We start from the raw sequence: 2,759 nt of genomic DNA, 5'->3' as shown, positions 1-2,759 counted from the left end.
GCCCCATGCCCCGCGCACCGCGCACCGCCGCTGCACACGACCACCGTTACACTGAAGATCAGATATTGCTCGGGCAGCCGAGGGGAGATCGGCATGACGGTCGTCCACCCGACGCCCCCGTTGTTGGTACAGCTGCCCGGACGAGCACTCACTTTGGACGACGTGACCCAGCTGGCCGCGGCCGACGAGCTCCATCGATACGAACTCGCCGAGGGGAACCTGCTGGTCATGCCGCCAGCCGACACCGAACACGCCACGTTGATCACACAGCTCGTGGTATGGCTGGTCACCAACGGTTATAGCCCCGACCGGGTGCTGGCCACGCCCGGTCTCCGGATCACCGAATCATCCAGTGGCCGTAGTCCCGACGTGCTCGTCCTGCGCCGCCCGGCCCCGCGGGGCACCGTGTGGATCGACCCGGCCGACACCCTGCTCGTGGTGGAGGTCGTCTCCCCGGGCTCGGAGAACCTGGACCGCACGATCAAACCGGGCGAGTACGCCCGCGCCGGTATCGCCCGGTTCTGGCGGATCGAACGGGACGGCGGTCCGGCGACAGCCCACATGTACGCGCTGGGTAGCGACGAGCGGGGCGAACCGGCCTACATCAGCCACCGGGCCACGCTGCTCGACGAGCTTCTCGCCACCGCACCGCCGCACCTGTCCTGACCAGCCGCCCAGATGGCGCCCACGGCCACAACTCTCCGGTGTGGATCAGCCTCAGCTGGACAGGGTTGCCCGTTCGGCGAAGACGCGCAGGAGCTCCCCGCCGAGCAGAGTCACGTCGCCTGCTCCGATGGTGAGCACCAGGTCGCCCGGACGCGCGAACGCCGCGACCCGGCCCGCCGCGGCTGACCAGGACGGCTCGTAGACGACCTGGTCAGCGGGCAGCGGCACGCAGGAGGCAATCGTCGCACCGCTGACCCCCGGGAGCTCCTGTTCCCCCGCGCCGAAGACATCCATGACCACCACGGCATCCGCGAGGCCCAGCGCGGTGCCGAACTCGGCGGCGAAGGCAACCGTCCGGCTGTAGAGGTGCGGCTGGAAAGCGACCACGACCCGGCCGCCCTCGGCGACGTCACGGGCGGTCCGCAACACTGCCATGATCTTTGTCGGATGGTTGGCGTAGTCGTCGACCACCCGGATGCCCTCGACGCTGCCCTTGGCCTCGAACCGGCGGCGGACGCCGGCGAACCCCGCCAGCCCCTCCAACAGGCCGGCCGCAGGCAGGCCGAGCTCCAGCCCGGCGGCCAGCGCACCGGCCGCGTTGAGCAGATTGTGCCGCCCGGGTACCCGCAGGGTCAGCTCGCCCAGTCGCCTGCCGCGGACGACCACTTCGCATGTGGAGCCGGTCGGCGAGACCATCGCGAGCTCCACCCGGACGTGGGCGTCCACCGACTCGCCATAGGTGGTGACCCGCGGTGTGTTCGAGCCGCCTTCGGAGTCCCGCAGCGCGGTGACGAGTCTGGCCGCGCCGGGGTCGTCCAGGCAGGCCACCACAAAGCCGTCCGGATCGACACCGTCGAGGAACCGCGCGAACGCGGTCTCGACGTTCTCGCGCTGACGGTAGTAGTCAAGATGATCGGCTTCCACATTGGTGACGAGCGCGCCGAATGGCTCTAGCAGCAGAAATCCGCCGTCGCTCTCATCGGCCTCAGCGATGAAGATCTCGCCCGAGCCGGCGTGCGCGTTGGAGCCAGCCTCATTGATGTCACTGCCGGTGACAAACGACGGGTCGGCGCCGCACGCCTGCATCGCGACGGTGGCCATCAGCGTGGTCGTCGTCTTCCCATGGGTACCGGCAACCGCGAGCCCACGAAATCCCTGCATCAGCGCGGCAAGCGCGGCGGCCCGGGAGACAACACGCAGGCCACGTCTTCTCGCCTCCTCGACCTCCGGATTTCCCGCTGGAATGGCCTGAGAGAAGATCAAAGTACGGGCGCCACCGAGATGGTTCGGATCATGACCAATCACCACGTGAGCCCCGAGCGCCCGAAGCGCGGCCAATCGGCGGGTGTCCCGGGCATCGCTTCCGGACACATCCGCGCCGCGTCGCAGCAACAGCCGGGCGAGGCCGCTCATACCGGCGCCGCCGATCCCCACGAGGTGAACACGGTCGAAGTTGTCCGGTAGCGCCCGAGCTGTCACAGGTGACATCTTGCCCCATCCATCGCCTCGGACCGGGTTCAGCGAGCCGCGTGGCGTGCCGGTTGCCGCCTGCGTGTAGCCGCAGCCTCACGAATCATCGACACGATCGCGTCCACGGCGTCGGGATGCCCGCAGCCGGCGCATGCCGCCGACATCTTCGCCAGCCGTTCCGACGAGGTGAGCAAGCCCAACAGCTCCGCACGCACCCATTCGGGGGAGAGCGCGGCATCGTCGATCAGCAGGCCGCCACCTGCCTCCACCGTCGCCAGGGCGTTGCGCCGCTGCTCACCGTTTCCGTGCGGGAGCGGCACGTAGGCGGCGGGCAGGCCGACCGCAGCCAGCTCCGCGCAGGTCATCGCGCCGGCACGACACAGCACCATGTCCGCCGCCGCATACGCGGACGCCATGTGATCGAGATAGGGCCGCACGACATAGGGCACGGGCAGGTCCGGTGGCAGCGCAGCAAGCACCGTGTCGACGTTCTTGGGCCCGGTCGCGTGCAGGACCTGGACCCCGCTCGCAGTGATCTCCCTGGCCACCGCACTGATCACGTCGTTGATACGCCGGGCTCCCTGCGAACCACCGAAGACCAGCAACGTCGGATGGCCCGGGTG

At 69.2% G+C, this 2,759-nt stretch carries 3 protein-coding genes; 1 reads left to right on the top strand and 2 read right to left on the bottom strand.

What is annotated here, in order from left to right:
* Window positions 1-93 precede the first annotated feature (93 nt).
* Entirely contained in the window at window positions 94-666 is a 573-nt protein-coding gene (locus tag U9978_RS22385) for a Uma2 family endonuclease (RefSeq protein WP_322763120.1), read from the top strand.
* Between the two features lie 51 nt (window positions 667-717).
* On the opposite strand, the gene murC is transcribed toward U9978_RS22385, so the two are convergent.
* Both murC and U9978_RS22375 read right to left on the bottom strand, forming a co-directional pair.
* Window positions 718-2,154, bottom strand: a complete 1,437-nt coding sequence (gene murC, locus U9978_RS22380; RefSeq protein ID WP_322763119.1) for a UDP-N-acetylmuramate--L-alanine ligase — start codon at window positions 2,152-2,154, stop codon at window positions 718-720.
* A 29-nt stretch (window positions 2,155-2,183) separates the two neighbouring features.
* Window positions 2,184-2,759: UDP-N-acetylglucosamine--N-acetylmuramyl-(pentapeptide) pyrophosphoryl-undecaprenol N-acetylglucosamine transferase (locus tag U9978_RS22375; protein WP_322763118.1), on the bottom strand; the 576-nt coding region annotated here is incomplete at its 5' end.

The organism is Protofrankia sp. Cr2, assembly GCF_963555885.1.
Classification (GTDB): Bacteria; Actinomycetota; Actinomycetes; order Frankiales; family Frankiaceae; genus Protofrankia.
The sequence above is the reverse complement of the archived record's forward strand: the minus strand, read 5'-3'. Positions and strand labels throughout refer to the sequence as shown.